The following is a 22,159-nucleotide window of genomic DNA, read 5'->3' as shown; positions in this document are numbered from 1 at the left end:
CATCATCCGTTTTAAAAGAGCGCTTTCCGGTGCAACAGTTCGGACAGGCAGTGCGCGAGAGTCGTGCTCCCTCTTCTCCCCAGCGGGGAGAAGGTGGCCCGAAGGGTCGGATGAGGGGGCCCGGTTCAAGTGCATTGCGTTTTCACACCCTCGGAACGAACGATCGCAGGATAGAAGCGAAGGATATCATCTCGCTGGAATATTCGCCTTTCAAGTGCGGCAAGGATCGTCTCGAGGACTGCTCTTCGCTCCCGGGTTATTTCATGATTCCAAAATCGGAGGATTGAATATCCAGCCTGGTTTAGCCACAAAGTCCTAGCGGTATCAGACCTATTGTCGGCATGTTGAAATCCATCGATTTCGACAATCAGTCGCTCTTCGCGACATAGAAAGTCGGCGATGTAGGTCCCGAGAGGAGCTTGTCGCGTAAACTTGTATCCATTCAGCTGTCGATTTCGCAAATCGCCCCAAAGCCGATATTCCTCTTCAGTTTCGGTTTGGCGTAATTTGCGAGCTTGACGAGTTTTCCTAATGTCTTCGGGATCGGACATTTTTCGCCGCCGTCCTACACCCGCTTCATCCGCTCCACTGCCATCAGCACCCGCTCCGGCGTCGCCGGTGCATCGAGCCTCGGGCAGACCTTATAATCCGCGACACTTGCGACCGCCATCGACAGCGCTTCCAGCACCGAGATCGCCAGCATGAAGGGTGGTTCGCCGACGGCCTTGGAGCGGCCGATGGTGGCCTCAGTATTCTCCGACCATTCGGCGAGGCGCACGTTGAAGATTTTCGGGCGGTCGGAGGCGAGGGGGATCTTGTAGGTGGACGGCGCATGGGTGCGCAGCCGGCCTTTATCGTCCCACCAGAGTTCTTCCGTCGTCAGCCAGCCCATGCCTTGAACGAAGGCGCCCTCGACCTGGCCGAGATCGATGGCCGGGTTCAGTGAGCGGCCGACATCGTGGAGGATGTCGGTACGGTCGATCAGATATTCGCCGGTCAGCGTGTCGATCGAGACTTCGGTGCAGGCGGCGCCATAGGCGAAATAATAAAAGGGCGTGCCGCGGCCGGCCTTTCGGTCCCAGTGGATCTTCGGCGTTTTGTAGAAGCCGGCGGCGGAAAGCTGGACGCGGGCGAAATAGGCCTGTTTGATGAAATCGGGGAAGGCGATTTCGATCTCGCCGACGCGCACGCGGTTCGGCAGGAAGACCACCTCGGAGGGCACCACATCCCATTTCTCGGCGGCAAAGGCCACTAGCCGTTCCTTGATCTGGCGGGCGGCGTCGTAAGCGGCCATGCCGTTGAGATCAGAGCCGGAAGAGGCGGCGGTGGCCGAGGTGTTCGGCACCTTGGCGGTCGTCGTCGCGGTGATCTTCACCCTGGAGATATCGACCTGGAAGCTGTCGGCCAGCACCTGCGCCACTTTGGTATAGAGCCCCTGGCCCATTTCGGTGCCGCCGTGGTTCAGGTGGATCGAACCGTCCTGATAGATATGGACGAGGGCGCCCGCCTGGTTGAAGGCGGTCATGGTGAAGGAGATGCCGAACTTGACGGGCGTCAGCGCGATGCCTTTTCTGATGTAACGGCTGTCGCGGTTGAAGGCGATGATGGCGTTGCGCCGCGCCCGGTATTCGGCCGTTTCCTCCAGCTCTTCGACGACGCGGGCGATGATATTGTCCTCGACCTCCTGATGGTAGGGGGTCAGCGTGCGCCCTGAGCCCGGCTGGCCGTAGAAGTTCAGCTTGCGGATATCGAGCGGATCCTTGCCGAGGGCATAGGCAATCTCCTCGATGACGCGTTCGGCCCCGAGCATGCCCTGCGGCCCACCGAAGCCGCGGAAGGCGGTGTTGGAGACGGTGTGCGTCTTCAATGGTTTCGAAACCAGGTTCACATGCGGATAGAAATAGCTGGAATCGGCATGGAAGAGGGCGCGATCGGTGACCGGGCCAGAGAGATCCGAGGAGAAGCCGCAGCGTGCGGCGTAAGTCGCGTCGACCGCGTGGATGCGGCCTTCGGTATCGAAGCCCACTTCGTAATCGACGAGGAAATCATGGCGCTTGCCAGTGGCGCTCATATCCTCGTCGCGGTCGGGGCGGAATTTGATGGCGCGGCCGAGCTTCTTGGCGGCGATCGCCGCAAGCGCGGCGAACTGGTTGCCCTGCGTCTCCTTGCCGCCGAAGCCGCCGCCCATGCGGCGCACGTTGACGGTGACGGCGTTGGAGGGGATATCGAGCACATGGCCGACAATGTGCTGGATCTCGCTCGGATGCTGCGTCGAGGACCAGATGGTGACCTCGTCGTCCTCGCCGGGGATCGCCACGGCGATATGGCCTTCGAGGTAGAAATGCTCCTGTCCGCCGATGCGCATCTGGCCTTTCAACCGCTTGGGAGCATTCGGCATTTCCGTTTCCGGATCGCCGCGATGGAGCGTCATCGGGGTGATGACCAGCGGGCTGCCGTTGGCAAGCGCGCCGTCGATATCGCTCCAGTGCGGCAGGTCGCGATAGTCGATCCTGGCGAGCCGCGCCGCGCGACGGGCGGCATCGCGCGTTTCGGCGATGACGGCAAAGATCGGCTGGCCGTGGAACTGGACCAAGCTTTCGGCGAGCAGCGGCTCGTCATGGCTGCCGTTGGAGCTGGTGTCGTTGACGCCGGGCACGTCCTTGCCGGTGAAAACCCAGACCACGCCGGGGTAGGCGGCGACCGCGGAAAGATCGATGCCGAGGATTTCGGCGTGCGCCCGGTCGGAGAGGCCGAGCGCGCCGTGCAGCAGGCCCGCGGGTTCGGGGATGTCGTCGATGTAGTCGGCGGTTCCGGTGACGTGTTTGTGCGCGGAATCATGGCGCAGCGAGCCGTGCATGGGGCCTGAGATCATGACTTTGGGGTCTTCGAAGGTGGATTTGTCCATTAGCGTCTCCCTGACGGAAGATTGCCCGTCGCTGAAGCTCCGGGCGCTCGCGGCTCAGGGCCGCTCACCCCCCTCATCCGCCCTATCGGGCACCGACCGGGGCCGAGCTGCGTGTCTCGACCCGTCCTTCGGACCCCCGCTGGGGAGAAGAGGGAGTCGAGACGTTGCCTCTTGTCTCTTCTCCCCAGCGGGGAGAAGGTGCCGGCAGGCGGATGAGGGGGCTGACTGGCACCAGTGATCAATTTCTCCATCACGCCACCTCCTCGAACCGCTTCAGCTCGGCCGGAGCGCCGACCGTTTCCAGATAGAATCGCGTCAGCAAATTCTTCGCCGTCAATTGCCGGTATTCCGCCGTGGCGCGCCAGTCGGTGAGCGGCTGGAAATCGGCGTCGAAGGCGGGGCGGGCGGCTTCGACGGTGGCTTCCGTCCAGGACTTGCCGATCAGTTCGGCTTCCACCGTGCGGGCGCGTTTCGGTGTCGCCGCCATGCCGCCGAAGGCGATGCGGATGTCGGTGACCGTCTCGGCATCGTCGAGCGTCAGCAGGAAGGCGCCGAGCACGGCGGTGATGTCCTCGTCGCGGCGCTTGGTGATCTTGTAGGCGGCAAAACGGCTGGTTGCCCCGGGATAGGGCACGAAGACGCTTTCGACGAACTCGCCGAGCCTGCGATCCTGCTTGCCATAGGCGATGAAAAAGTCTTCGAGCGGCATGCGGCGTCGGCCTTCCACGGAACGCAGCGTCAGCGTCGCGCCGAGGGCGATCAGCGGCGGCGGGCTGTCGCCGATCGGCGAGCCGTTGGCGATATTGCCGCCGATCGTGCCCATGTTGCGCACCTGCTCGCCGCCGATGCGGTCGATCAGCCGCCCGAGCGCCGGGATCTTTTTCGAGATCGCGGCAAATGCGCCGGTATAGCTGACGCCAGCGCCGATGGTGATGCCGTCCTCGCTCTCGGTGATCGACTGCAATTCGCTCAGGTGATTGATGAAGACGACAGGGCTCAGCCGCCGCATCTGCTTTGTCACCCAGAGGCCGACATCGGTCGAGCCGGCGACCACGACTGCGTCGGGCTCCTGCGAGAGGATTTCGGCGAGCGCCTGGAGCGATGCCGGCACGATCAGGCGGTCTTCGTCCTTACCAATCCGGATGGTGCCGCTCGCCTGCATGGCCCAGAGCCGCGCGACGATTTCCGAGCGCGTCCGCTCCAGCGGATCGAAGAGGGCACTCGGCCGCATCTGGCTCACCTGCTCGGCCGCCTTGACGATCGGCTCATAGCCGGTGCAGCGACAGAGATTGCCTTGCAGCGCCTTTTCGATCTCGCGGCGGCTCGGTTTTTCCTTCGTCAGCCACAACCCGTAGAGCGACATGACGAAGCCCGGCGTGCAGAAGCCGCATTGCGAGCCGTGGCAATCGACCAGCGCCTGCTGCACCGGATGCAGCGCGCTGTCCCGGCCGGCGAGATGCTCGACCGTCACCACATGGGTGGCGTGCAGCGAGCCGATGAAACGGATGCAGGCATTGACGGATTCATAGGTGAGCTTGCCGTCGGCGAGCCGGCCGACGAGCACGGTGCAGGCGCCGCAATCGCCTTCCGCGCATCCTTCCTTGGTGCCCGTCAGCCGCCGCTGCAACCGCAGAAAATCGAGAAGCGTCTCGGTCGGCCCGACATCGGTGAGCGCGATGTCTTCGCCATTCAGGATGAAGCGGATGCTGTCGTTCATGATATTCCCGGTTGTTTTTTCCAAATGGTTAAGCCGCCGTCCAGCCACCGTCAATCGAGATATGGGTTCCGGTCACCTGCCGGGCGGCGTCGCTGGCGAGGTAGAGCGACAAGGCGCCGATCTCCTCGGCCTTGACGAATTCTCGCGTCGGCTGCGCCTTGAGGATGACTTCGCTCTTCACCTGTTCCTCGGTCATGCCGCGGGCCTTGGCGGTATCGGGTATCTGCTTTTCGACGAGCGGGGTCAGCACATAGCCGGGGCAGATGGCGTTGACCGTCACGCCGAATTCGGCAAGTTCGAGCGCTGCCGTTTTCGTCAGGCCTAATATACCATGCTTTGCCGCGACATAGGCGGATTTGAAGGGGGAGGCGACGAGGCCGTGCGCCGAGGCGATATTGATGATGCGGCCATGCTTTCTCGCCTTCATCAGCGGAATGGCGGCGCGCATGGTGTGAAAGGAGCTCGACAGGTTGATGGCGATGATCTGGTCCCATTTCTCGATCGGGAAATCCTCGATCTTCTCGACATGCTGAATGCCGGCATTGTTGACGAGCACATCGACGGTGCCGAAGGTCTTCGCGGCGGTTTCGATCAGGTCGGTGATTTCGGCGGGCTTCGTCATGTCAGCCGGATGATAGATCGCCCGGCCCTTCGATACTGATTCAAGCCGCGCGACGATCGCCTTGATTTCATCGGCATTTCCGAAACCGTTGATGACGACGTTGTCGCCGGTTTCGGCGAAGGCGGTGGCGATCGCAAGGCCGATACCGCTGGTGGAGCCGGTGACGACGACTGATCTGCTCATGCTGCTCTCTCCTGACATCGCGATGCTGCGTTGCAACGTTTCGGGCGAGGTTATGCCCAAAGCCGGCAGGCTGGCAATTCCGCTTTATTCGCTTTTCTCGTTCGCCGGCGTGTCCTATTGATTTGTCACCATAATCGATACGCTTGAGGAGGATTTTCATGGGTGGGTATGTTCTGGCGATCGATCAGGGAACAACATCGACGCGGGCGATCGTCTTCGACGGCGATATGCATGTTGCCGGCAAGGGCCAGAAGGAATTCACCCAGATCTATCCGCGCTCAGGCTGGGTCGAGCACGATCCCGAGGAGATCTGGGATTCGGTCGTCTCCACCGTTCATATGGCGCTGCGCGAAGCCAAGGTGACGGCGAAGGACATCGCCGCGCTTGGCATTACCAACCAGCGCGAGACGGTCGTCGTCTGGGAGCGCGAGACCGGTCGGCCGATCCAGAATGCCATCGTCTGGCAGGACCGGCGCACCGCGAGCTATTGCGACAATCTGAAACGACAGGATCTCGAGCGGCTGTTCACCAAGAAGACCGGTCTCCTCCTCGATCCCTATTTCTCCGGCACCAAGCTCTCCTGGATGCTTGCCAATGTGAAGGGTGCGCGGGCGCGTGCGGCCAGGGGCGATCTCTGCTTCGGTACGATCGACACGTTCCTGATCTGGCGGCTCACCGGCGGCAAGAGTTTTGTCACCGATGCCACCAACGCCTCGCGCACGCTGATGTATAACATCGCCGAAAACGCATGGGACGAGGATCTGCTGGACATTCTCAGGGTGCCGGCCGCCATGTTGCCCGAGGTCAAGGATTGCGCCGCCGATTTCGGCACTGTCGATCCGGAGATTTTCGGCGCTGCGATCCCGATCCTCGGTGTTGCCGGCGACCAGCAGGCGGCGACCATCGGCCAGGCGTGTTTTGCTCCGGGTATGCTGAAATCGACCTACGGCACCGGCTGTTTCGCGCTGCTCAATACCGGCGCCGACATGGTGCGGTCGAAAAACCGGTTGCTGACCACGATTGCCTACCGCCTGAACGGCGAGACGACGTATGCGCTGGAAGGGTCGATCTTCATCGCCGGTGCTGCCGTGCAATGGCTGCGGGACGGGCTTGGCGTGATCGGCAGCGCTGCCGAAACCAATGCGCTGGCTGAGAGGGCCGATCCGACGCAGGAAGTCTATCTCGTGCCTGCTTTTACCGGCCTCGGCGCCCCGCACTGGGATGCCAAGGCGCGCGGCGCGATCTTCGGGCTGACGCGCAACAGCGGCCCGGCGGAACTCTCCCGTGCTGCGCTCGAAGCCGTCTGCTACCAGACCCGCGATCTGCTCGACGCCATGCAGAAGGATTGGAAGAATGGCGCGGAGGATACGGTGCTGCGTGTCGACGGCGGCATGGTCGCCTCCGACTGGACGATGCAACGCCTCGCCGACCTGCTCGACGCGCCGGTCGACCGCCCGGTGATCCTGGAGACGACGGCGCTGGGTGCGGCCTGGCTCGCCGGCAGCCGGGCAGGAGTTTGGCCTGATAGGAACGGCTTTTCGGCGACGTGGAAACGGGACCGGCGCTTCGAGCCCGACATGGACGAAAAGGTGCGGGCGGCAAAGCTCAAGGGCTGGAAGAATGCAGTCAGGCGCACGTTGAGCGAGGGGTGAGAAAAGCCCTCGAGAGAGCTTGGCTGGAACTATCAATAGTTAGCAACTGTTGATACAATTGCTTCTGCCTCTAAGATTGGAAGACGGTAATTTGCCATGGCAAGTTTTGCGCTGAGCGAACACTACGAGAAGTTCATTAGGAAGCAGCTGGAATCCGGTCGCTACAACAATGCCAGCGAGGTCGTCCGCGCCGGTTTGCGCATGCTTGAAGATTATGAGGAGTCCCGAGAGCGCTGGCTTCATGAAGAGATTCCCGGCAGATATGAAGAATTGCAGCGCGATCCCTCGCTGGCAGTTCCGATGGAGACTGCGCGCGGCCGTTTCGAGGCAAAACATCGGGCGAACTTGGCGAAAGCCAAGTAGCGGATGGTCCACCGTACCGTCTTTCATCGCCGGGCGGAAGCTGAGCTTGATGAGCTTTACGAATTGCTCCTGACGCGAGCCGGGCCGGTGATTGCCGGTGCATATGTCCAAGGCCTATATGATTTCATCGATGATCTGGCGGCTTTTCCTGAACGAGGAACCGTTCGGGAAGGCAGTGTGCCGGGACTGCGGATTATCGGATATCGCCGTCGGGTTACGATTGCTTTCGTAGTCCAAGGCAACGACGTCGTGATTTTAGGCGTCTTTTACGGCGGGCGTAACGTCACCGTCGAAATGCTCGAAGAGCGGCTGTAGTGAGATCTTTCGGTCAGTTGCAGGGCAACCGCTCATCTATAATTTTTTAATGCGGCCTGTCGGCTAAGCGGTTACTCCTTCGTCATTCGGAAAGAGGAGTGACCCGATGCTTTATGCAATCCTTTGTTACGCCCATGAGGAAACCGTCTTCGCCTGGAGCAAGGAGGAGGAGGCTGCGGTCATGGAAAAGCTTTACGCGGTGCAGGAGCCGCTGGCGAAGTCCGGCAAGCTCGGCCCTGTCGGCCGGCTGATGCCGACGACGGCGGCGACGACAGTGCGCAAGGGCAAGGACGAGGCTCTGGTGATCGATGGGCCTTTCGCGGAAACGAAAGAGGCGCTTCTCGGCTTTTATGTGGTCGACTTCGAGACGCTGGAGGAGGCAGTCGCCTTCTCAAAACAGCTATCTGCGGTCAATCCGGGTTCCACCTCTTACGAAATTCGGCCGTTCTACGTCTTCAGGCCGGGAGATGCTGCATCATGACCGACATTGCCTGGATCGACCTCGCGCTTGCCTCTGCCCGCCCCAAGGCGCTCGGCGCGCTGCTGCGCTATTTCCGCAATCTCGATACCGCGGAAGAGGCGTTCCAGGAGGCGTGCCTGAGGGCGATCCGGACATGGCCGGAAAAGGGGCCGCCGCGCGATCCGACGGCCTGGCTGATCTTCGTCGGCCGCAACAGCGGCATCGACGCGGTGCGCAAGCGGTCGAAACTCCAGGCTCTGCCGGATGAGGAGATGATTTCCGATACCGAGGATGCCGAAAGCGATATCGCCGAGCGACTGGACGATTCCCATTACCGCGACGATATCCTGCGGCTTCTCTTCATCTGCTGCCATCCCGATCTGCCGGCGACCCAGCAGATCGCGCTGGCGCTGCGCATCGTTTCCGGCCTTTCGGTGCCGCAGATCGCGCGCGCCTTCCTGGTGTCCGAAAGCGCCATGGAGCAGCGCATCACCCGGGCCAAGGCGCGGGTCGCCAAGGCGGGCGTGCCTTTCGAAACACCGAGCGCGGAGGAGAGGGCGGAGCGGCTTTCGATCGTCAGCACGATGATCTATCTGATTTTCAACGAGGGCTACAGCCAGGCCGATCCCAAACATGAGGCGGCCGCCTTCAGTGACGAGGCGATCCGGCTGGCACGGCTGATGCTGGGTATCTTTCCGTCCGAACCGGAACTGATGGGGCTGCTTGCGCTGATGCTTCTGCAGATCTCGCGCCGGCAGGCGCGGTTCAGCGCCGAAGACGAGATCGTGCTGCTCGAGGATCAGGATCGCTCGCTCTGGAACCAGCCCTTCATCAACGAGGCCGTGGCGCTGCTCGACAAGGCGCTGCGTCACCGCCGGCCCGGACCCTTTCAGCTCCAGGCGGCCATCGCCGCTGTTCATTCCCGGGCAAAACGCGCTGAGGATACCGACTGGCTGGAGATCGATCTGCTCTATCGCGCGCTGGAGCGTCTTCAGCCGTCACCTGTGATAACGCTCAATCGGGCCGTCGTCGTCTCCAAGCTCCAAGGTGCGCAGGATGCGCTCGACCTCATCGATCCGCTGGGCGAAAAACTCGACGGCTATTTCTACTATCATGGTCTGCGCGGCAATCTGTTGAAGCAGCTCGGCCGCAACAGCCAAGCACGCGAAGCCTTCGACCGCGCCATTGCACTTGCCCATTCGGCGGCGGAAGCCGCCCATATCCGCCGGCAGATCGACAAGATGCAGGAAGAGACCGCGCAGCCGATGGCAAAATAATTCGGCGCGCTGTCGGAATGTCGAACGTCGACACGTCCTTGTAACAACCTGATACGTAACAGGTTTCACTCAAACGGAGAGATGTTGAAATGACCGCCAGCACGCAGCATGAACTCGTCCTCATTCGCGAATTCGACGCCTCGCGCGAGAAGATCTACAAGGCCTGGACCGATCCGGACCTCTTGAAGCAGTGGTTCGTGCCGCGCCCCTGGAGTGTGGCGGAAGCAACGCTCGACGTCCGCCCCGGCGGCTCCAACGTCATCGTCATGGCCGATCCCGAGGGCAATCACTATCCGAACCGCGGCGTCTATCTGGAGGTCATCGAGAACGAGAAGATCGTCTTCACCGATGCCTATAGCAGCGCGTGGGTACCGTCGGAAAAACCGTTCTTCACCGGCATCATCCTGCTTGAAGAGCTCGGCAATGGCAGGACGAAATATACGGCCAAGGCGCTGCACTGGCGCGCCGAGGACAAGGAAGCGCATGAGAAGATGGGTTTCCATGAGGGATGGGGCAAGGCGGCGGATCAGTTGGCGGAGCTGCTGGCGAGGATGTGAGCGGCAGGGACGGCGCGGCGAGGGCCGGGCCGTTCTGATACTTCAATTACGGTTTGAGATGGCTTGGAAGATGATTCCGCTGAAGCTTCGAAGTGATTGAATTCGGATTCGAATTGGTGGTTGGGGTTTGTGCTTCGGTCCCGGCTCTGGGGTGCCACTGCATGCCCTCTCCAGCAGCGTCGTGTCTACCGTGCAAAGACTCCTTGTCGTCTCGCCGACAAAGGCCGACAATAACGCGCGCGCCAAAAATCACCGCTCTGCCATCAAGATTCTCGAACATTCCGTTCCAGAATTTGTATTTGCGCTCCATCCCCACCATCCCTATCTCGTGGCAGAATTCAACAGGATGCCGATGATGGAACGGGGCTTTACACATTCGCCGATGTCAATCCCAACCCTTCCCGCAGCAAGGGAACGGAAGGGGCCGAGCGGCTGAAGCATCTGATCGAGGAGATCGAACTTGCCGATCAGGTGGGGCTCGACGTCTTCGGGCTCGGAGAACATCACCGGCCGGACTATGCGGCGTCCGCTCCCGCGGTGGCGTTGGCGGCGGCGGCCGTGAAAACGAAGAACATCCGGTTGACGAGCGCCGTTACTGTGCTCTCTTCCGATGATCCGGTGCGGGTCTTTCAGCAGTTTTCGACACTCGACCTGATTTCCAATGGCCGGGCCGAAATCATGGCGGGGCGCGGCTCGTTCATCGAGTCTTTCCCGCTGTTCGGCTATAATCTCGAAGATTACGACCAGCTTTTCGAGGAGAAGCTCGATCTGCTGCTGGCGTTGCGCGATAGTGAGGTCGTGGAGTGGAAGGGCGAGATGCGTGCGCCGATCAACGGTCGCGGCGTCTATCCCAGGCCGCTGCAGGATCCGCTGCCGCTCTGGGTCGCCGTCGGCGGCACGCCGCAGTCGGTGGCGCGTGCCGGCGCGCTCGGCCTGCCGGTGGCGCTGGCGATCATCGGCGGCGAGCCGCGCCGGTTCGCGCCGCTCTTCGATCTCTACCGCGAAGCGGCGCGCCGGGCAGGGCAGGACCAGGCGAAGCTGAAGACCAGCATCAACGTTCACGGCTTCATTGCCGACACGACGCAAGCGGCGGCCGACCAGTTCTACGGGCCGCAGGCCGAAGTGATGAACCGCATCGGCCGCGAGCGCGGCTGGGGACCGACAAGCCGGGCGCATTTCGACATGTCGCGCGGGCCGAACGGGGCGCTCTTCGTCGGCGATCCCGAGGCGGTCGCCGAAAAGATCATCGCCCAGCACGCGCTGTTCAAAAACGACCGTTTCCTGCTGCAGATGGCGATCGGCCTGATGCCGCATGATCAGATCATGCGCGGTATCGAGCTCTACGGAACGAAAGTGGCGCCACTCGTCAGAAAGGCGTTGACTGAGAAGGGCGAAGGGATGAAAGCCTCAGCCTGAGGCGGCCGCGGCCGCTCTGCAGCCAGGGGCGGAAGAGACGAATGGTTATCGCAAACGACGACGAACTGGTGAAGCTCAAGGAGATCGGCCGCATCTGCGCCAACGCCATCCAGGTGATGGCGGCGGCGATGGAGCCCGGCATGACGACGCTGGAGCTCGACCAGATCGGCCGCAAGGTGCTCGAAGATGCGGGCGCACGCTCGGCGCCGGAGTTCTGCTATCAGTTTCCGGGCGCGACCTGCATCAGCATCAACGAGGAAATTGCCCACGGTATTCCCGGTCCGCGCGTCATCCGAGCGGGCGATCTCATCAACATCGACGTTTCGGCCGAGAAGGACGGTTTCTTCGCCGATACCGGCGCCTCCTTCGCCATACCGCCGGTCAAGCCGAAGATCGAACGGCTCTGCCGCGACGGCAGGCGGGCGCTCTGGGTCGGGCTCAACCAGGTGAAGTCGGGCGAGCCGCTGGCAAAGATCGGCACTGCCGTCGGCGCCTTCGCGCAAAAGAACCGCTATACGCTCGTCGCCAATCTGGCGAGCCATGGCGTCGGCCGCTCGCTGCACGAGGAGCCGGCCGAGCTTTCAACCTGGCCCGACCCTTCGGAAAAACGCATCATGACGGACGGCCTCGTCTTCACGGTTGAGCCTTTCCTGTCGCTTGGCGCAACCTGGGCGGAAGGCGGCGACGATGCATGGACGCTTTATGCCGATCCGCAGGCGCCGACCGTGCAATATGAGCATACGGTGGTCGCGACGCGGAATGGGCCGGTGATTTTGACGCTGCCGGAGGAGCGGGGGTAGGGCAGCCCGCAGAGCTTTTGCTTTCATCCATACCGCAGCACCCGCCTCGTCCTTCGAGGCCCCTGCTGGGCACCTCAGGATCAGGTTCTCGGGGGACGGCGTCTTCGAACACGTCATGCATCGGCCAACGCCGTGTTCAGCCCCGGCGGACAGCCGGTCTTTCGCAGAATTGATCGATCGATCAGAAATACTCGTTTGCGGTGCAGCGATTGCGGCGCGATAAGCGCTGCATGCTTTCCCGTCTGCCTCGCTCCCCGCCGAACCTCGTTGCCACCGCTGCTGCCGGCGCGATCGCCATGGCGGCGGCGATGGGTTTCGGACGCTTCTCCTACACGCCGATCCTGCCAGGCATGATGAGCGGCGTGCCGCTTTCGGCGGCGGACGCCGGTTTCATCGCCTCGGCGAATTTCGTCGGTTACCTCGTCGGCGCCGTGCTTGCCGCCTATGGCTGGGCTGCGGGGCGGGAACGGCTGGTGGCATTGCTGGCGCTGCTTGCCACCGCGATCCTGCTTGCAGCCATGGCGGCCACCAACTCCGTCGCGGTCTTTGCCGTCATCCGCTTCCTTGCCGGTCTCGCCAGCGCCTTTGCCATGGTGTTCACCTCGTCGATCGTGCTCAGCCACGGGGCTGCCGCCGGCAACGACAATGTGCAGGCGGCGCATTTCGGAGGGCCGGGCGCGGGGATTGCGCTTTCCTCGGTGATGGTGCTGCTGATCGGGCTGGTCTTCCACGGCGGGCCGGACGGCTGGCGCGCCGACTGGATCGGCGGAGCGCTCTATTGCGCGGCAAGCCTGGTCATTGCCTGGTGGCTCTTGCCCTTGGCGCCGGTGCAATCGGCGCGAACGGGCAAGGAGCCGGCGCTTGTCTGGAGCCGGCCGATGGTGCTCGTTACGCTGTCCTACGGCCTGTTCGGCTTCGGTTACGTCATCACGGCGACCTTCCTCGTCACCATCGCGCGCCTGTCGGCAACGGGCGCTTTCGTCGAGTTCCTCTGCTGGTTCATCGCCGGCCTGACCGCTTCGGTGGCGCTGTTTGCCTGGAAGCCGCTGGTGAGGCCGCTCGGGCTCGGCGGGGTCTATATCACAGCGCTACTGGTCGAGGCCGCCGGGGTGCTGGCGACCGTGATGTTGCCGCCCTCGGCCGCGCCGTTGATCGGCGGCGCGCTGTTCGGGGCGACCTTTCTGGCGATCACCGCCTACGGCCTGCAGATCGGCCGCAAGCTTTCCCCGGAGAGCCCGCGGCGGATCCTGGCGATGATGACCGCCGCCTTCGGCCTCGGCCAGATCGTCGGGCCTGTTGTTGCCGGCTGGATCGCCGAACGCAGCGGAAATTTCACCGCCCCAACGGTGATCGCCGCCATCGCCCTCATCGCCTGCGCGGGGCTGGTGATGCCGGTGATCAGGAAAATCGCTTAACCCGTTACATCTGCGTAACAATCGGCTGAACCCATTGCTGCTTCCTTCGAACTGCCTTAGTTTCCGGCAAAATCAGTGTTCCACGACACTCCCGAGACTCACAGTTCAGGAAAGCAAAGCTCCCCGTGTTTCATTCCTTTTTCCCGCAGCCGAAGGCGTTCTTTACGTCGCTCGTCGTTTGGACGCTGATTTCCATCGCCGGCTGGTATCTCTTCGCCGCTCATCTCGGTGTATCGCTCGGCTACGGACCTGTGCCGGAAGAACAGCAACCGATCGATCTTTCGTTCTTCCTGCTCCCAGAAAATCTCTGGTTCTACAGCTATTTCTTCCTTTCGGCGGTGATCTTCTGCGGCGCATGGCATCTGAAGGCGCTGCAGCATCCCTGGAAGTTGTGGTCGATCTGGGGTTCGGCGCTGATCATCTTCGTAACTTACTTTGGCGTCCAGATCAGCGTCGTGATCAACAATTGGCGCCGGCCGTTCGGCGATACCCTGCAAAATGCCTTGTCAAAGCAGCAGGGCATTTCCGTCGACAATTTCTACAGCCTGATGTGGGTCTTCTGCCAGATCGCATTTCTCAGCATGTTCGTATCGATCATGACCGACTTCTTTACCAGCCACTATATTTTCCGCTGGCGAACGGCGATGAACGATTTCTACATGTCGAAGTGGGAAAAGCTGCGCCATATCGAGGGCGCATCGCAGCGTGTTCAGGAAGACACGATGCGTTTTTCGAGCACACTCGAAGGTCTTGGCATCAGCCTCATCAATTCGGTGATGACGCTCGTGGTCTTCCTTCCGATCCTTCTGGCGCTGTCGCATTATGTGACGGAACTGCCGTTCGTCGGGCCTGTGGCGAATTCGCTCTTCTGGCTGGCGCTCTTCTGGTCGGCATTCGGCACGGTTCTGCTGGCGGTCGCCGGCATCAAGCTGCCGGGCCTGAACTTCCGCAATCAGCGCGTCGAAGCGGCCTACCGCAAGGAACTCGTGTATGGCGAGGACCATGCGGAACGGGCTCAGCCCCTGACTGTGAGGGAGCTCTTCGGCAACGTTCGACGGAACTATTACCGCATGTACTTCCATTACATGTATTTCAACGTCGCCCGCTATTTCTACATCCAGGCCGACGCGCTCTTCGTGGTCTTCATGATGGTGCCGACGATTGTGGCAGGCACGATCACCTACGGCATCTTCCAGCAGATCTCGACCGCCTTCGGCCAGGTGAGCAACTCGTTCCAGTATCTGGTCAACTCCTGGACGACGATCATCGAGCTGCTCTCCATCCACAAACGCCTCAAAGCCTTTGAGGCGGCAATCGATGACGCGCCGTTGCCCGCTATCGACCAACACTACCTGGAGCGTGAAGCCGGTGTGGTGCATGTCGACGGTTGATGGGTGAGGTTTGGGCGGATGAGGGGCGCGCAAGGCACGCCCTCTCATCCCAATATACGTCAGAGCCCTGACGCCCCCTCCAGCTTCCCGCGTGCCTCGATCATCGGGATCGCCTCGGAATAGCTGACGCAAGCCACATCGGTGCGGTGGCAGACGTCGCTGACCAAGCGGTCGAGGGCGCGCCAGTAGGCGCCGCCGTTCATCTCGACGAAGTGGAAGCCGAGCTGGAGGGGAATGCGGCTGCCGGCATATTGCTTGTCGAAAGCCTCTTTGAAGGCCGAATAGGCGCGCTGCTCGAAGGCAGCGCTGTCCGCCTTGTCTTCCTCGCCCTTGGAGTGGCGGACGAAGAGATTGTAGTCCATGCCGATGATCGGTTTTTCGCCGGGGCCTTCGGGGATCAGCGGCAGACCGAAGCGGATGATGCCGTCTTCCTCGACGGGCATATCAGGGCCTTTGGTGACGAGGCTTGCGTCGTAGCTGAAGCCCGCCTTCTTTTCGGCGGTGATCATGTCGGCGCCGGCCGTTGCGGAGAGGTAGGGAGCGCGAAAGCCCTTGATGCCGTGATCGACCAGATCCTGCCAGCCGGCCGGCTCTTCGAGGCCGACGCTCTTCCAGGCGTTTTTCAGGGTAGCGTGAAAGGTCGCGTATTCGGCCGACCAGTCGGCCTCGCTCCACTGGCGGCCGTCGAAATGGCCGCAGGCATGGCTCGATATGTCGTGGCCTTCGAGATGGGCGTGCCAGATATTGCCGAGGCGTTCGCGGATTTCGTCGTCGCTCTGGGCGAAGCCGACATTGGATTTTCCGCGTTTCTGGTGCGGCGCCTGGTAGGCCTTCTTCGCCGCCTCGTTCATCAGGAAGGTGCAGGAGAGGAAATAGGTGAAGTGGGCCCCGTTCTTGGCAGCTATCTCGCGGCTCTTCAGCCAGAGCGCGTTGTCGTGGGCGCCATCGAAGGAAATGATGACGAGCTGTTTCGGCTGGTCGGCCGCCTCTGCCATGACGGGAAGAAGGAACGAGGCAGCCAGACAAGTGGCGAGGAGATGACGAGACATGGGTACCGCGACAATTTGTTCGCGGTTTCCCTCCAATAGAATTGCGGCGAAGCTGCGGTCTTGCTGGCATTTTTTCCCGTCAAACGCTAAGCCATGACAAACGGCACGGAAGGGATCCGCAATGACATTGCTTATCGTCGGCATCGTACTTTTTCTCGGGGTGCATTTGGTGCGGGTGGTGGCTCCGGGCTTTCGCCGCTCGATGATTGCAAGCCTCGGCGAGAATGGCTGGCGGGCCGGCTATTCGGTTGCGAGCATCCTCACGCTGATCCTGTTGATCTACGGTTTCGGGCAGGCCCGACAGGTGACCGGCATGCTCTACAATCCGCCGGTCTGGATGGCGCATATCACGATCACGCTGATGCTGATCGCGATGATCTGTCTCGTCGCTTCGCTGCTGCCGGCGGGGCACATCGCGACCAAGACAAAACATCCGATGGTGCTGTCGGTGAAGATCTGGGCGCTGGCGCATCTGCTCGCCAATGGCGAGACGTCGTCGGTGCTGCTGTTTGCGGCCTTCCTCGCCTGGGGCGTGATCCTGCGCATTTCGCTCAAACGGCGGCAGCGGGCGGGGGATATCACGCTCCGGCCTTTCGTCTCGGCGAAATACGATCTCTATGCCGTCGTCATCGGCATCGTCGCCTGGGTGCTGATCATCTGGAAGCTGCACGAATGGCTGATCGGGGTTTCGCCGCTCGTTATGTAGTGAATCTTTCACATCCCCCTTACAACGGCGGCAAAATGGGGTAGAAGGCCCGACAATATGCGTTATGCATAGTGTGAGTATTTCCGCGGCCGGAGACGAGAATGGCATTCAACGACGACAGCTTCATCCGTGAAGTCAATGAGGAATTACGGTCCGACCAGATGAAGGGCGTCTGGCGCCGCTTCGGCCGTTATATCATCGTCGTCGCCATCCTGATCGTCGCCGGCACCGCCGGCAAGGTTCTCTATGAATATTGGGACGACAACCGCTCCTCCAGCGCTGGCGATCAGTTCCTGGCGGCGATGAAGCTTGCTGACGAGAACAAGAACGACGAGGCGCTGGCCGCGCTCGACAAGCTGGAGAAGGAAGGCCATGGCGCCTATCCGGTGCTGGCGCGCATGCGGGCAGCGACCGTCCAGGCGCAGAAGGGTGATGCGGCTGCGGCGATCGCCGCCTTCAACGAGATCGGCAAGGACAATGGCGTTCCGGCTGCCGTGCGCGATGCCGCCAAAATGCGCGCCGGCTGGCTGTTGATCGAAAACGGCTCTTACGAGCAGGTTTCGGCGGCGATCGAGGAAATGGCCGTGCCCGGCAACGCCTTCCGCCATTCGGCGCGCGAGGCGCTCGGCCTTGCCGCCTACAAGGCCGGCAATATGACGCAGGCGCGCCAATGGTTCCAGTCGATCGTTGACGATACCGACAGCCCGCGCAATGTCGGCAATCGTGCGCATATGATGCTTGATCTCATTGCCGCATCCGGCAAGGCACCCGCCGCGCAGGGCTGAGTTTTAAGGAAAAAGAATGAGTTTCACGGTCGCGATCGTCGGTCGTCCGAATGTCGGTAAATCGACGCTTTTCAACCGCCTGGTCGGAAAGAAGCTGGCGCTTGTCGACGACACGCCTGGCGTGACGCGTGACCGCCGGCCGGGCGATGCGCGGCTGATGGGCCTGACCTTCACGATCATCGACACGGCCGGCCTCGAAGAGGCGGACGAGGAAAGTCTGCAAGGCCGTATGCGCGCCCAGACGGAAGCGGCAATTGACGAGGCCGATCTTTCGCTTTTCGTCGTCGACGCCAAGAATGGACTGACGCCTGTCGATACCGCGCTTGCCGAAATGCTGCGCCGGCGCGGCAAGCCGGTGGTGCTCGTCGCCAACAAGTCCGAAGCGCGCGGCTCCGACAGCGGCTTCTATGACGCCTATACGCTCGGCCTCGGCGAACCGACGCCGATCTCGGCCGAACACGGGCAGGGCATGCTTGATCTGCGCGACGCGATCGTCGAGGCGATCGGCAAGGACCGGGCCTATGCCAAGGAGGATGTTGCCGTCACCGACGTCGACGTGTCCCAGGCTGAGGGCGAGGGTGACGACGAGGATGAAGAGCCCGTCTATGACGACACCAAGCCGCTCCGGGTGGCGATCGTCGGCCGGCCGAATGCCGGCAAGTCGACGCTGATCAACCGTTTCCTCGGCGAAGACCGGCTGCTGACCGGGCCGGAGGCCGGCATCACCCGCGATTCCATCTCGGTCGAATGGGATTGGCGCGGCCGCACCATCAAGATGTTCGACACGGCAGGCATGCGCCGCAAGGCGCGGGTGACCGAAAAGCTGGAGAAGCTTTCCGTCGCCGACGCGCTGCGCGCCATCCGCTTCGCCGAAACCGTCGTCATCGTCTTCGACGCGACGATCCCCTTCGAGAAGCAGGACCTGCAGATCGTCGACCTGGTGCTGCGCGAGGGCCGCGCGGCCGTGCTCGCTTTCAACAAGTGGGATATGATCGAAGACCGCCAGGCGGTGCTGGCGGATCTGCGCGAAAAGACCGACCGGCTGCTGCCGCAGGCGCGCGGCATCCGCGCCGTACCGATCTCCGGCCAGACCGGCTGGGGCCTCGACAAGCTGATGCAGTCGATCATCGACACCGACAGGGTCTGGAACAAGCGCATCTCGACGGCACGGCTCAACCGCTGGCTGGAGACGCAGCAGATCCAGCATCCGCCACCGGCCGTGTCCGGCCGCCGCATCAAGCTGAAATACATGACGCAGGTCAAGGCCCGTCCGCCGGCCTTCATGATCTCCTGCACCCGCTCGGACGCACTGCCGGAATCCTATACGCGCTATCTGATCAACGGGCTGCGCAACGATTTCGACATGCCGAGCGTGCCGATCCGCATCCATTTCCGCTCAGCCGACAATCCGTTTGAAGGCAAGAAGAGGCGGACGTAGGGTTTAAGGGATGCCGGTTGGGGGCTTGCGCGGCATTGTTGCGCCGTCGTGTGGCCACCCCCCTCTGCCCTGCCGGGCATCTCCCCCACAAGGAGGGAGATTGGCTGGACGTGATGGCTTCCCCAAACAACTGGCCGTCACGTGGATCGTAAAATTGGGGCGAGGCATAGCTTCTTGCCGATCTCCACCCTTGTGGGGGAGATGCCCGGCAGGGCAGAGGGGGGTGGCCCAAGCACGGCCACGTTTATCGTGATCTCAGCGGCTAAGCCGCGAAAATCTCGCAAGCGCAATCAGTCCCCAGACGGGACAGACCCGGCGGTGTCGCCGGGCTTTCTGCTTCTTGGAAGCGACTTGGCGAACTGCCAGGCCTTCTTCCATTTCGGCGTGATCACGCCGTTAGCGGCGCGGATGTTGTTGATGAACTGCAGCGTCGCCGCTTCCCAGGAATATGGCATGGCGAGCGCATGCGCCTTCTCGCGCGAAGCGGAGAGGGCGGCGAGGCAGGCGGCGCGCAGGTCCATGTCGAGCGCACCGACCTCGCTGTCCTCGCCGATGATGTCGAGCGGGCCGGTCACCGGATAGGCGGCGACCGGCACGCCCGATGCCAGCGCTTCCAAAATGGTGTTGCCGAAAGTGTCGGTGAGCGAGGGAAAGACGAAGACGTCGGCCTGGGCATAGGCCTGTGCCAGTTCCTCGCCGAACTTCACACCGGCGAAGAAGACTTGGGGATATTGCTTTTCGAGCTCAGCACGCGCCGGGCCGTCGCCGACGACGACCTTCGAGCCTGGCAGATCGAGATCGAGGAAGGCCGGCAGGTTCTTTTCGAGCGCCACGCGGCCGACGGTCATGAAGATCGGGCGCGGCAGGCCGAAGGGTTTCTCCTCCAGCGCCATCGGACGGAACTGAGTGGCGTCGATGCCGCGGCTCCAGGGCATGAGATTGCGGATGCCTTTTTCCGACAGTTCGCGCGCAAGGCTCGGTGTCGCCACCATGCAGCCGGCGCCACCATTGTGGAACCAGCGGACGAAGGAATAGAGCCAGCTCTTCGGGATCGGCAGGCGGGCCGCGACATATTCCGGGAAGCGGGTGTGGTAGCTCGTCGAAAACGGCATACCGTTCTTCAGGCACCAGCGGCGGGCGGTCAGCCCGAGCGGGCCTTCGGTGGCGATATGCACGTAGGAGGGATTGTGCTTTTCGATCTCGCGGGCAATGCGGCGATAACCGGCGATCGACAGGCGGATCTCGGGATAGGTCGGGCAGGGGATGCTGTTGAAGCGCTCCGGCGTCACCATGGACACCTCGACGCCCATCTTTGCCAGCTCGCGATTGGTGTTTTCGATCGAGCGCACCACGCCATTGACCTGCGGATGCCAGGCATCGGTGACGATGACCAGCCGTTCCGGCAGTTTTCCGGCGGAGGCGGCATTGGCCCAGCTTTCGCCGCTATAAGTGTTTGCCGGACGTTGCAGCATGTCGTGATTTCCATCCGCGTTGCAGTGATCTGTCAACGCTCAACCCCAAAGCGGGGTTCCGGAACGGCGATTCCCGCTTGCCTATTTTGAGGCATGACCATGATGGAAATATTACAGCCGCACGCCAATGTTTTCAGGCTTCTAGCGGCTTCATCGCCGCGAATATGTCAGCGGCCGACGGTGTTTTCAGGCAGAAGAATGACGACGCCGGTCGGGGACCGGCGCCGCTTGGGAGGTTAGGCGGCAGCGGAAGCGGAACCGGCTAGCGGAACTTCCGAGATCGTCTTCAGAACCTGCGAAGCGATCTGGTAGGGGCAGCCCTGCGAGTTCGGGCGGCGATCTTCCAGATAGCCCTTGTAGTCGTTCTTGACGAAGGAATGCGGGACGCGGATCGAGGCGCCACGGTCGGCAACGCCGTAGGAGAACTTGTTCCACGGAGCCGTTTCGTGCTTGCCGGTCAGGCGCTTGTCGTTGTCGGGACCGTAGACGTTGATGTGGTCCATCAGGTTCTTTTCGAACTGCGCCATCAGCGCTTCGAAATAGGCCTTGCCGCCGACTTCGCGCATGTACTTGGTCGAGAAGTTGCAGTGCATGCCCGAACCGTTCCAGTCGGTGTCGCCGAGCGGCTTGCAGTGGTACTCGATGTCGATGCCGTACTTTTCAGTCAGGCGCTGCAGCAGGTAGCGTGCCATCCAGATCTGGTCGGCGGCCTTCTTGGAGCCCTTGCCGAAAATCTGGAATTCCCACTGGCCCTTGGCCACTTCGGCATTGATGCCTTCGTGGTTGATGCCGGCAGCGAGGCAGAGATCGAGATGCTCTTCGACGATTTCGCGGGCGACGTCGCCAACGTTCGAATAGCCGACGCCGGTGTAGTAGGGGCCCTGCGGAGCCGGATAGCCCTGCTCGGGGAAGCCGAGCGGACGGCCGTTCTGGTAGAAGAAATATTCCTGCTCGAAGCCGAACCATGCATCTTCGTCGTCGAGGATGGTGGCGCGAGCATTGGATGCGTGCGGCGTGACGCCATCAGGCATCATGACTTCGCACATCACGAGTGCGCCGTTGGTGCGGGCCGGATCGGGATAGATGGCGACGGGCTTCAGCACGCAATCGGAGCTGCGGCCTTCGGCCTGCTGCGTCGAGGAGCCGTCAAAGCCCCAGAGCGGAAGCTGTTCCAGCGTCGGGAATGCGTCGAATTCCTTGATCTGCGTCTTGCCGCGCAGGTTCGGGACCGGAGTGTAACCATCGAGCCAAATATACTCGAGCTTAAATTTTGTCATCGTGACTCTCTCAATGCTACGAAGGTGAGCAAATCCGGAGACGATCTCGGCGCATGCACGCATCCGACCGCCAGGGGATGCACCTATTAATGCATGTAGCGTGCCAGTTTGATGCCCGGTTAAGGAAAAATCCCGAATCAGCCGGTCGGCACCTGTGTTTTTCTGTTTTTGAAAACGGTCTTTGGCACGGCCGAGGGCTGATTCATCAAGAAGAAAGGAGATTTTCCGCTTTGGAACCGGATGAAAATTTGGGCGTTAGCTTAAACTGATGAAGTGTTGAACAAATAGGCGGACGCTTCTCACGTGGACAGCATATCGATCAATCATAACTATATCGATGCATATAATTTGTGCAATTT

At 61.7% G+C, this 22,159-nt stretch carries 20 protein-coding genes; 13 read left to right on the top strand and 7 right to left on the bottom strand.

Features of this window, described 5'->3' with window-relative positions:
• Nucleotides 1–125 precede the first annotated feature (125 nt).
• From GGD57_RS10985 to GGD57_RS10970, 4 genes are all read right to left on the bottom strand, one after another.
• Nucleotides 126–551, bottom strand: coding sequence for an endonuclease domain-containing protein (locus tag GGD57_RS10985; protein ID WP_184469586.1), 426 nt, complete (start codon nucleotides 549–551; stop codon nucleotides 126–128).
• Between the two features lie 14 nt (nucleotides 552–565).
• A complete protein-coding gene (gene xdhB / locus GGD57_RS10980; protein WP_184469583.1) occupies nucleotides 566–2,905 on the bottom strand; it encodes a xanthine dehydrogenase molybdopterin binding subunit in 2,340 nt (779 codons plus the stop codon).
• 250 nt (nucleotides 2,906–3,155) lie between these two features.
• The gene (gene xdhA / locus GGD57_RS10975; RefSeq protein ID WP_184469581.1) at nucleotides 3,156–4,622 is read right to left on the bottom strand and encodes a xanthine dehydrogenase small subunit; all 1,467 of its coding nucleotides are present in this window, start codon (nucleotides 4,620–4,622) and stop codon (nucleotides 3,156–3,158) included.
• A 28-nt stretch (nucleotides 4,623–4,650) separates the two neighbouring features.
• Nucleotides 4,651–5,427, bottom strand: coding sequence for a 3-hydroxybutyrate dehydrogenase (locus GGD57_RS10970; RefSeq protein WP_184469579.1), 777 nt, complete (start codon nucleotides 5,425–5,427; stop codon nucleotides 4,651–4,653).
• Between the two features lie 158 nt (nucleotides 5,428–5,585).
• On the opposite strand from GGD57_RS10970, the gene glpK reads away from it, so the two are divergent.
• The 10 genes from glpK (at nucleotide 5,586) to sbmA (ending at nucleotide 15,073) form a co-directional block, all read left to right on the top strand.
• The gene (gene glpK / locus GGD57_RS10965; protein ID WP_184469577.1) at nucleotides 5,586–7,079 is read left to right on the top strand and encodes a glycerol kinase GlpK; all 1,494 of its coding nucleotides are present in this window, start codon (nucleotides 5,586–5,588) and stop codon (nucleotides 7,077–7,079) included.
• Between the two features lie 96 nt (nucleotides 7,080–7,175).
• Nucleotides 7,176–7,442, top strand: coding sequence for a type II toxin-antitoxin system ParD family antitoxin (locus tag GGD57_RS10960; protein WP_184469575.1), 267 nt, complete (start codon nucleotides 7,176–7,178; stop codon nucleotides 7,440–7,442).
• Nucleotides 7,443–7,445: 3 nt separating this feature from the next.
• On the top strand, nucleotides 7,446–7,757 hold the full coding sequence (locus GGD57_RS10955; protein WP_184469573.1) for a type II toxin-antitoxin system RelE/ParE family toxin: 312 nt from the start codon (nucleotides 7,446–7,448) through the stop codon (nucleotides 7,755–7,757).
• Nucleotides 7,758–7,863: 106 nt separating this feature from the next.
• The gene (locus GGD57_RS10950) at nucleotides 7,864–8,238 is read left to right on the top strand and encodes a YciI family protein (RefSeq protein ID WP_184469571.1); all 375 of its coding nucleotides are present in this window, start codon (nucleotides 7,864–7,866) and stop codon (nucleotides 8,236–8,238) included.
• On the top strand, nucleotides 8,235–9,494 hold the full coding sequence (locus GGD57_RS10945; protein WP_184469569.1) for an RNA polymerase sigma factor: 1,260 nt from the start codon (nucleotides 8,235–8,237) through the stop codon (nucleotides 9,492–9,494). Before GGD57_RS10950 ends, GGD57_RS10945 begins: the two co-directional genes overlap by 4 nt.
• Nucleotides 9,495–9,583: 89 nt before the next feature.
• A complete protein-coding gene (locus tag GGD57_RS10940) occupies nucleotides 9,584–10,051 on the top strand; it encodes an SRPBCC family protein (protein ID WP_184469567.1) in 468 nt (155 codons plus the stop codon).
• Between the two features lie 336 nt (nucleotides 10,052–10,387).
• The gene (locus tag GGD57_RS10935; protein ID WP_184469666.1) at nucleotides 10,388–11,467 is read left to right on the top strand and encodes an Atu2307/SP_0267 family LLM class monooxygenase; all 1,080 of its coding nucleotides are present in this window, start codon (nucleotides 10,388–10,390) and stop codon (nucleotides 11,465–11,467) included.
• A gap of 41 nt (nucleotides 11,468–11,508) precedes the next feature.
• Complete coding sequence (gene map, locus GGD57_RS10930) at nucleotides 11,509–12,267, top strand: type I methionyl aminopeptidase (RefSeq protein WP_184469565.1); 759 nt, start codon at nucleotides 11,509–11,511, stop codon at nucleotides 12,265–12,267.
• Between the two features lie 230 nt (nucleotides 12,268–12,497).
• Nucleotides 12,498–13,682 (top strand): YbfB/YjiJ family MFS transporter, encoded by a 1,185-nt coding sequence (locus GGD57_RS10925; RefSeq protein WP_184469564.1) that lies wholly within the window; start codon nucleotides 12,498–12,500, stop codon nucleotides 13,680–13,682.
• A gap of 125 nt (nucleotides 13,683–13,807) precedes the next feature.
• On the top strand, nucleotides 13,808–15,073 hold the full coding sequence (gene sbmA, locus GGD57_RS10920; RefSeq protein ID WP_184469562.1) for a peptide antibiotic transporter SbmA: 1,266 nt from the start codon (nucleotides 13,808–13,810) through the stop codon (nucleotides 15,071–15,073).
• Nucleotides 15,074–15,132: 59 nt separating this feature from the next.
• On the opposite strand, the gene GGD57_RS10915 is transcribed toward sbmA, so the two are convergent.
• Complete coding sequence (locus GGD57_RS10915) at nucleotides 15,133–16,122, bottom strand: polysaccharide deacetylase (RefSeq protein ID WP_184469560.1); 990 nt, start codon at nucleotides 16,120–16,122, stop codon at nucleotides 15,133–15,135.
• 121 nt (nucleotides 16,123–16,243) lie between these two features.
• Here GGD57_RS10915 and GGD57_RS10910 point away from each other — a divergent pair, with 121 nt between their 5' ends.
• From GGD57_RS10910 to der, 3 genes are all read left to right on the top strand, one after another.
• On the top strand, nucleotides 16,244–16,828 hold the full coding sequence (locus tag GGD57_RS10910) for an NnrU family protein (RefSeq protein ID WP_184469557.1): 585 nt from the start codon (nucleotides 16,244–16,246) through the stop codon (nucleotides 16,826–16,828).
• 101 nt (nucleotides 16,829–16,929) lie between these two features.
• Nucleotides 16,930–17,613 carry a tetratricopeptide repeat protein gene (locus GGD57_RS10905; RefSeq protein WP_184469555.1) on the top strand — a complete coding sequence of 228 codons (684 nt, stop codon included), beginning with the start codon at nucleotides 16,930–16,932 and terminating at the stop codon, nucleotides 17,611–17,613.
• Between the two features lie 16 nt (nucleotides 17,614–17,629).
• Entirely contained in the window at nucleotides 17,630–19,051 is a 1,422-nt protein-coding gene (gene der / locus GGD57_RS10900; RefSeq protein ID WP_184469553.1) for a ribosome biogenesis GTPase Der, read from the top strand.
• Nucleotides 19,052–19,341: 290 nt separating this feature from the next.
• Here the strand turns inward: der and GGD57_RS10895 are convergent, their stop codons facing one another.
• Entirely contained in the window at nucleotides 19,342–20,523 is a 1,182-nt protein-coding gene (locus GGD57_RS10895) for a glycosyltransferase family 4 protein (RefSeq protein WP_184469551.1), read from the bottom strand.
• A gap of 236 nt (nucleotides 20,524–20,759) precedes the next feature.
• Nucleotides 20,760–21,800: a glutamine synthetase beta-grasp domain-containing protein gene (locus tag GGD57_RS10890; RefSeq protein WP_085737990.1), complete on the bottom strand. Its 1,041-nt coding sequence runs from the start codon at nucleotides 21,798–21,800 to the stop codon at nucleotides 20,760–20,762.
• Nucleotides 21,801–22,159 lie beyond the last annotated feature (359 nt).

This window comes from Rhizobium esperanzae, from assembly GCF_014197615.1.
Lineage (GTDB): Bacteria > Pseudomonadota > Alphaproteobacteria > Rhizobiales > Rhizobiaceae > Rhizobium > Rhizobium esperanzae_A.
Note: the sequence above shows the minus strand (reverse complement) of the source record. Positions and strands in the feature narration are given on the sequence as shown.

What these genes read in the sequence shown, in the direction of transcription:
- GGD57_RS10985 (WP_184469586.1), bottom strand. Translation starts at nt 551, where the DNA reads ATGTCCGATCCCGAAGACATTAGGAAAACTCGTCAAGCTCGCAAATTA.
- xdhB (WP_184469583.1), bottom strand. Translation starts at nt 2,905, where the DNA reads ATGGACAAATCCACCTTCGAAGACCCCAAAGTCATGATCTCAGGCCCC.
- xdhA (WP_184469581.1), bottom strand. Translation starts at nt 4,622, where the DNA reads ATGAACGACAGCATCCGCTTCATCCTGAATGGCGAAGACATCGCGCTC.
- GGD57_RS10970 (WP_184469579.1), bottom strand. Translation starts at nt 5,427, where the DNA reads ATGAGCAGATCAGTCGTCGTCACCGGCTCCACCAGCGGTATCGGCCTT.
- glpK (WP_184469577.1), top strand. Translation starts at nt 5,586, where the DNA reads ATGGGTGGGTATGTTCTGGCGATCGATCAGGGAACAACATCGACGCGG.
- GGD57_RS10960 (WP_184469575.1), top strand. Translation starts at nt 7,176, where the DNA reads ATGGCAAGTTTTGCGCTGAGCGAACACTACGAGAAGTTCATTAGGAAG.
- GGD57_RS10955 (WP_184469573.1), top strand. Translation starts at nt 7,446, where the DNA reads ATGGTCCACCGTACCGTCTTTCATCGCCGGGCGGAAGCTGAGCTTGAT.
- GGD57_RS10950 (WP_184469571.1), top strand. Translation starts at nt 7,864, where the DNA reads ATGCTTTATGCAATCCTTTGTTACGCCCATGAGGAAACCGTCTTCGCC.
- GGD57_RS10945 (WP_184469569.1), top strand. Translation starts at nt 8,235, where the DNA reads ATGACCGACATTGCCTGGATCGACCTCGCGCTTGCCTCTGCCCGCCCC.
- GGD57_RS10940 (WP_184469567.1), top strand. Translation starts at nt 9,584, where the DNA reads ATGACCGCCAGCACGCAGCATGAACTCGTCCTCATTCGCGAATTCGAC.
- map (WP_184469565.1), top strand. Translation starts at nt 11,509, where the DNA reads ATGGTTATCGCAAACGACGACGAACTGGTGAAGCTCAAGGAGATCGGC.
- GGD57_RS10925 (WP_184469564.1), top strand. Translation starts at nt 12,498, where the DNA reads ATGCTTTCCCGTCTGCCTCGCTCCCCGCCGAACCTCGTTGCCACCGCT.
- GGD57_RS10915 (WP_184469560.1), bottom strand. Translation starts at nt 16,122, where the DNA reads ATGTCTCGTCATCTCCTCGCCACTTGTCTGGCTGCCTCGTTCCTTCTT.
- GGD57_RS10910 (WP_184469557.1), top strand. Translation starts at nt 16,244, where the DNA reads ATGACATTGCTTATCGTCGGCATCGTACTTTTTCTCGGGGTGCATTTG.
- GGD57_RS10905 (WP_184469555.1), top strand. Translation starts at nt 16,930, where the DNA reads ATGGCATTCAACGACGACAGCTTCATCCGTGAAGTCAATGAGGAATTA.
- der (WP_184469553.1), top strand. Translation starts at nt 17,630, where the DNA reads ATGAGTTTCACGGTCGCGATCGTCGGTCGTCCGAATGTCGGTAAATCG.
- GGD57_RS10895 (WP_184469551.1), bottom strand. Translation starts at nt 20,523, where the DNA reads ATGCTGCAACGTCCGGCAAACACTTATAGCGGCGAAAGCTGGGCCAAT.
- GGD57_RS10890 (WP_085737990.1), bottom strand. Translation starts at nt 21,800, where the DNA reads ATGACAAAATTTAAGCTCGAGTATATTTGGCTCGATGGTTACACTCCG.